Raw genomic sequence first — 5,288 nt, 5'->3', positions numbered from 1 at the left:
TCTGACACACACGCCCATCGTCCTTGCCGTGTCAAATCCAGGGCGTGTCTAAAACGAAGGTTAAAGACACGTAGTCATAAGTGAGCGCCTAGGTTCGGACGATCGGGCAGTCAAAGCACCAAAGGAGTAATCTAGCGTTTTCGCTAGATTACTTGAGAGGTGTCAAGTGCAGCGCACTTCTGAACTCGTGCACTCGTCTTCTGAAACTGACAATCGGGTGGGTGTTCGACCAGCCTGTCGGTGTCCTGGTAGATAGTCCTGCAAGAAAGTCCAGTTTGGTCGCAGGTTTCGAGATGGAGGGCTTCAGGTGGACGAAAACCTGATCGGGTACGCGCGATGCTCCACACGCGGACAGGATCTGCGAGCGCAGCGCACAGCCCTCCGCAAGCTCGGCGTCGACACCGGCAACATCTACACCGACCGTGGCTATACCGGACGCAACAGAGAACGACCCGGTCTGAACGAAGCCCTTTCCGCAGTGGGGGAGGGAGACACTCTGGTCGTCACCAAACTCGACCGACTCGGCCGCTCGGTCACAGACCTCCACGCCATCGTCACGGAACTCGACAGCAAGGGGGCTCGCCTGATCTACGGTGGCCAGGTCTACAGCCCCGGCGACCCGGCGAGCAAAATGTTCTTCACCGTCCTCGGCGCGATGGCCGAATTCGAGGCCGACTTGACCCGCGCACGCACGCGTGAAGGTGTGGCCATCGCCAAAGAGCAGGGCCGGATGACCGGACGCAAACCCAAACTCACAGCGTTGCAACACGAACGCATCCTCGAAGACTACGAATCCGGTCGATACGGTGCAGCTTCCCTCATGGACCTTTACGGCCTCAGTCGCTCTGCTGTTTACGCCTCGCTTGCTCGTGCTCGCCACCAACGCGACACCAGCTCACCCCGCACCACAACGACCGGAAACTAGCTCGCCAGCAACCGCGCCACCACACTCACCAGCCGACACAGAGGCCCCGGTAGTGCTCCACACACCACCGGGGCCGGTCGATCACAGAACGGAACTGCGATCAATGAACAACGCTAATACCCTCGACCTCGACGCAACCAGCGAGGACACACTCGACATCCACCCACGCGTACTGACCGGCGCACTGATCACCGGCCTGACCATCGCCATCATCGTCGGCGCGGCTTCGTTCAAGCTCTCTTTCTCCACCCTGCTCGACCTCGCCGTCATGGCCGGCATCGACCCGGCCGACGCCTGGGTCATCCCCGTCGCCCTTGACGGCCCTATCCTCGCGGCCGCCGTCATCCGGATCGCCCTCTCTCAGCACACCGACGCTGCCACCAGGCGAGGCCGGCGACTCGTCGTCGCAGTGCTGACCGTCTCGGCGATCTTGTCCATCGCAGGCAACGCCTACCACGCAGTCTTGACCGCCACCGTCCTCAACGCCGCCGTCGCAGCTGCAATAGCAGCATTAGCGCCCGCGATGGTCCTCACGATGAGCGAGGTCGTCGCGGTCGTCCTGCGCGCACCACGCCGCCGCCGGACCACGACCAAGAATGACACTGCAGGTGCTACCGCCGAAGCGGCCGCACCAGCTCGAACCAACGAACCGACCACCCGCGCGGAAGTCGAACAGAACACTGCCGGAACGGTATCGGGCATTGCCGGTATAGACGAAGACCTCGACAACGGCCTGCTCAAACCTGCCGTGTGGACCAGCGTCGACCTCTACCTCGCGCACCCCGATTGGTCACTGAGCGACATCGCACGCCACCTCGAACTCCACACCTCGACAGTCTCGCGACACATCAAGACCTGGACTCAAGTCCAGCAGAACATCGCCGCCGAGCGCAGCACCGCCGCCCCCATCCTGGCTAACCAGGCACACGCCGCCGACCCCGACCACCACTCCGACCCCGACCACCACTCCGGTGCCGCGCAGACGAGTTCGGACTACCGCGTCGGCGACTACGCCCCGATGAGCAGCGATCGTGACTACGCGGATGCGGCGCGATGACACAACAGTGAGCCGTCAGAACATGCGCAGACCTATCAGCCAGAGCCGCAACAGAATTCGCCCGATACGGTTGTACTGAGCGACTCACACCACCGCTATCGAAGAACGGGAAGAGACATGGACGCCGAACAGGCGGGGTACGAGGTCACCGAGATCAAAGCGATCCGAGGTACCGAATCGAAAACGATCGCAAGCAAGCAGCAAGAAGGCTGGGAGCTCGTCGACCGACAGGACGGTCTCGTGCGAACCACCATGACCTTCCGTCGACCAAAGCCGAAGCCCCCCTGGCGAATGTGGGCCGCACTCGGCGGAGTCGGTGTCATCCTGGCGGGCATCATCACCGTCGGGGCGCTCACCGAAGACGACAACGACGCGTCGACGACCGACGCCGCGGCCGCCTCGAGCGCGGAGCAGCCCTCCCCTGAGCCTGCTCCGGAACAGGAAGCGGAACCCTCCCCGTCGGCCGACCCGATGATCTGCGATACGACGGACCCATGGTCGCGGGGAGGTCCATGCACGTTCGGGCAGACCGCGATCTACAGCGACACGAGGCGGGATTTGAGCGAGGTGAGGCTGGAGATCACAGTGGGCGCACCGGTCGAGTTTGCACTGAGCGAGGACGCCATCATCGACTCTGACCAGCCTCCGTAGCCCGTGAGCGTCTACTTCCCGGTCACCGTCAAGAACATATCCCCGGACTCAGCCATGCCGAGTTCGGTCTCTACCCAGGCGACAAATGCCGAACAGGGCAAATACAGCGGTAAGTATGTCGGTATTCAGGAAGTGAGGGACGGGGATGTCGGCTTGCGATCGGTCACCTCGGCTCTCGACCTGCCCGTGGGCGAAACCCTGAGCGTCAAGGAAGGCTGGAACATGACGACACTCGATGGTGTGGAGTACATCCTATCGATCGATGGTCTCGGCGGATACGACATCGAGTTCACGCGGTGATCCCTGAGATCGCCTCCGGGACGCCCACCCCGACATCGTTCGATCCACATTTGTCTAGCCCACTTGACTAGAAAGTGTCCAACCGGCTAGACTAAAGTCATGGTTACCGAGCAGCCCACGCGGAAAGTGGTCAAGGCCCTCAAGGCGGCCGGCTTCTCGTCGGTTCGTACGGTCGGTTCACACAGCACGTGGGTCTCGGCCGACGGAGTTGTGAAAGTGACTGTGCCCGATGGGCACCGGACTATTTCGCCGGGCGTGTATCGGAAGATCCTCGCAGCTATGAAGGAGGCTCAGAAGTGAGCAAGACTTACACGGTGTCCATTACCCGCGACGGCAAGTGGTGGATGATCGCTGTCCCTGAACTCGACGCTCTGACCCAGGCCCGCCGCATCGACGACGTCGCCACCGCGGCGAAGGAGTTGATCGCTCTCGAAACCGGCGTCTCCCTCGCCGACGTCGAGATCGAACAACACATCGAGCTCGAGCCCGGGGGAGAAGACCTCGCCGCCCGCGTCGCCGACATCAAAGCCCAACGTGCCCATCTGAGCGAAGAAGAGGCGCGAGTGAAGGCCTCGACCGAAGCGTTCGCCAAGCAGCTCGCAGGCGCGCACGTCCCGGTGCGCGATATTGGATCACTTCTCGGAGTGACGTTTCAGCGAGCCAGCCAACTCGTCAACAGCTGACCACCTGACTCCGCGGACGCGGAGGCCGGGATACTGCTCCCATGACCAGTGACCGCAGTTTCGATCCGGATCCCGATCATGGACAGGACGGATGGGTGACGCTGCCAAGCGGGCAGCGCGCCTACCGCTACGTGGGATCGGACGACCTGATCTACGACGCGGGAACCGCACCCGACGCCGCCGCGTCGAACTAGGCATGGACCCAGACGAACGCGCCGCCATCGTCGACGAGGGGTACGACCCCGACGACCCGGCCGTGCTCGCCGACCTCGATCACGTCACCCGTGTGCTCGCCGAACATCGCCACCTGACAGCCGACCCCGAACTTTCCCTCGCGTACCTCGTGAACGCCGCCAGAGTTCACGAACCAGGGCCAGCGTCGGGCGTATGCAGGTAGTTCGACATCGAACGTATGTTCGCATAGATTGAGGGGACTGTTCCGTCCGGCGAAAGGTCGCACTCATGGCCGGTACCGCCGATACGATCCCCGACCTGACCAACCTCGACAAGGCCGCGCAGCTCGCCGCTCTTCGCCGCAGCATGGCCGCGATCCCCGGACGCCGCGACCACGCACCCGCCGACTCCGACGACTTGCCCGCATTCCCTCCAGCGCAGCCGAAGGTGCAGGCCGCCGCGATGGAAGGCGATGAACGAGCCCTGAGCGGCCCTGTGCGCTCACGAACCCTCAGAACCCTGCCGGTGCCCATGCCTCTGTCGGAACTGCTGCCACGTGGCGCACTGGCCCGAGGAACGGCCCTGTCGATCACCGGTGCCGGATCGATTCTCGTTGGGCTCGTCGCCACCGCCACCGCGGCCGGCCACCACGTCGCCCTGATCGGTCAACCCAAGTTCGGGCTCCTCGCCGTCCACGAACACGGCGGGGACCTGTCGAAGATCGCCCTGATCGACCCCGGTCAAGCGGACCCTCTCGACGCCGCCAATATCTGCATCGATGGGATCGATCTGGTCATCAGTACCGTTCACGGTCGCGACGTACCGCCGACCCGCGCGCGTGCCCTGTTGGCCCGAAACCGCACTCATGCAGGGATACTCGCGATCACAGACGGTCGAATGCCCGGCCTGGACGTGACGATTTCCTCTCGTCCCGTCGGCTACGGTGGCATCGAGCAGGGGAGGGGTCGTATCCGTTCGATCACCCTCGAGACCACCGTCCACGGACGCGGAATCACCCAGCGCACAGGCCGCTTCACCCTCACTGCACCTACGTTCGGCGAGCACGGCGTGCGCTGGGCCCCAGCGGGTACCGACGCAACTCCCGTCCACCGGCCGCACCGACTGGCGGTCGCGCAATGAACGGTGATCTGTACGAGAACTGGCCCGTGACCTTCGATCCCCCCACGCGCCGCATCGTCGATCCACCCCAGCGAGTCCTCGTCAACGTGGCGCTCACCGTGGCAGGCTCGTCCGGAGGCGGATCATTCCGCGACGGAACGCCGCTCAAGGTCCGCTCCGAAGGCCTCTCGATGGACGTCAAAGCGCCAGGTCTGCTCCATGCGTGGGCGAAAACATCACGCGGACAGTGGCTTTGTTGTAGCTACAGCTCGAGCATGACCGTTTGACCGAATCCGATCATGATGCTGCGGGTTCCGTGGTTTTCCTGGCTGCAGTAGGCACACTCGCCGTCGACAGTGCTGCGGCTATCGATGCGAGG

At 63.4% G+C, this 5,288-nt stretch carries 10 protein-coding genes; all 10 read left to right on the top strand.

Going from position 1 to position 5,288, the window contains the following annotated elements:
* Positions 1–307 precede the first annotated feature (307 nt).
* Positions 308–925, top strand: a complete 618-nt coding sequence (locus tag J1M87_RS26415) for a recombinase family protein (protein ID WP_206492659.1) — start codon at positions 308–310, stop codon at positions 923–925.
* 103 nt (positions 926–1,028) lie between these two features.
* Entirely contained in the window at positions 1,029–1,982 is a 954-nt protein-coding gene (locus tag J1M87_RS26410; RefSeq protein ID WP_051364842.1) for a DUF2637 domain-containing protein, read from the top strand.
* 117 nt (positions 1,983–2,099) lie between these two features.
* Positions 2,100–2,633 carry a hypothetical protein gene (locus J1M87_RS26405; protein ID WP_206492658.1) on the top strand — a complete coding sequence of 178 codons (534 nt, stop codon included), beginning with the start codon at positions 2,100–2,102 and terminating at the stop codon, positions 2,631–2,633.
* Positions 2,634–2,636: 3 nt separating this feature from the next.
* Complete coding sequence (locus J1M87_RS26400) at positions 2,637–2,933, top strand: hypothetical protein (protein WP_206492657.1); 297 nt, start codon at positions 2,637–2,639, stop codon at positions 2,931–2,933.
* A 99-nt stretch (positions 2,934–3,032) separates the two neighbouring features.
* Positions 3,033–3,233 carry a type II toxin-antitoxin system HicA family toxin gene (locus J1M87_RS26395; RefSeq protein WP_027494210.1) on the top strand — a complete coding sequence of 67 codons (201 nt, stop codon included), beginning with the start codon at positions 3,033–3,035 and terminating at the stop codon, positions 3,231–3,233.
* Positions 3,230–3,616 (top strand): hypothetical protein, encoded by a 387-nt coding sequence (locus J1M87_RS26390; protein WP_032407520.1) that lies wholly within the window; start codon positions 3,230–3,232, stop codon positions 3,614–3,616. Before J1M87_RS26395 ends, J1M87_RS26390 begins: the two co-directional genes overlap by 4 nt.
* A gap of 41 nt (positions 3,617–3,657) precedes the next feature.
* Positions 3,658–3,810: a hypothetical protein gene (locus tag J1M87_RS26385; RefSeq protein WP_169879469.1), complete on the top strand. Its 153-nt coding sequence runs from the start codon at positions 3,658–3,660 to the stop codon at positions 3,808–3,810.
* Between the two features lie 2 nt (positions 3,811–3,812).
* Positions 3,813–4,013, top strand: a complete 201-nt coding sequence (locus J1M87_RS26380) for a hypothetical protein (RefSeq protein ID WP_139278507.1) — start codon at positions 3,813–3,815, stop codon at positions 4,011–4,013.
* Between the two features lie 65 nt (positions 4,014–4,078).
* Complete coding sequence (locus tag J1M87_RS26375; RefSeq protein WP_051364841.1) at positions 4,079–4,930, top strand: hypothetical protein; 852 nt, start codon at positions 4,079–4,081, stop codon at positions 4,928–4,930.
* Positions 4,927–5,196 (top strand): hypothetical protein, encoded by a 270-nt coding sequence (locus tag J1M87_RS26370; RefSeq protein WP_206492656.1) that lies wholly within the window; start codon positions 4,927–4,929, stop codon positions 5,194–5,196. The genes J1M87_RS26375 and J1M87_RS26370 overlap by 4 nt, the downstream gene beginning before the upstream one ends.
* Positions 5,197–5,288 lie beyond the last annotated feature (92 nt).

This window comes from Rhodococcus sp. KRD162 (genome assembly GCF_017168335.1).
In the GTDB taxonomy this organism is placed as follows: Bacteria; Actinomycetota; Actinomycetes; order Mycobacteriales; family Mycobacteriaceae; genus Rhodococcoides.
Note: the sequence above shows the minus strand (reverse complement) of the source record. Positions and strands in the feature narration are given on the sequence as shown.

Bases quoted from the DNA above. Each gene is read 5' to 3' on its own strand.
- J1M87_RS26395 (WP_027494210.1), top strand. From the start codon at position 3,033: ATGGTTACCGAGCAGCCCACGCGGAAAGTGGTCAAGGCCCTCAAGGCG.
- J1M87_RS26375 (WP_051364841.1), top strand. From the start codon at position 4,079: ATGGCCGGTACCGCCGATACGATCCCCGACCTGACCAACCTCGACAAG.
- J1M87_RS26410 (WP_051364842.1), top strand. From the start codon at position 1,029: ATGAACAACGCTAATACCCTCGACCTCGACGCAACCAGCGAGGACACA.
- J1M87_RS26405 (WP_206492658.1), top strand. From the start codon at position 2,100: ATGGACGCCGAACAGGCGGGGTACGAGGTCACCGAGATCAAAGCGATC.
- J1M87_RS26380 (WP_139278507.1), top strand. From the start codon at position 3,813: ATGGACCCAGACGAACGCGCCGCCATCGTCGACGAGGGGTACGACCCC.
- J1M87_RS26385 (WP_169879469.1), top strand. From the start codon at position 3,658: ATGACCAGTGACCGCAGTTTCGATCCGGATCCCGATCATGGACAGGAC.
- J1M87_RS26370 (WP_206492656.1), top strand. From the start codon at position 4,927: ATGAACGGTGATCTGTACGAGAACTGGCCCGTGACCTTCGATCCCCCC.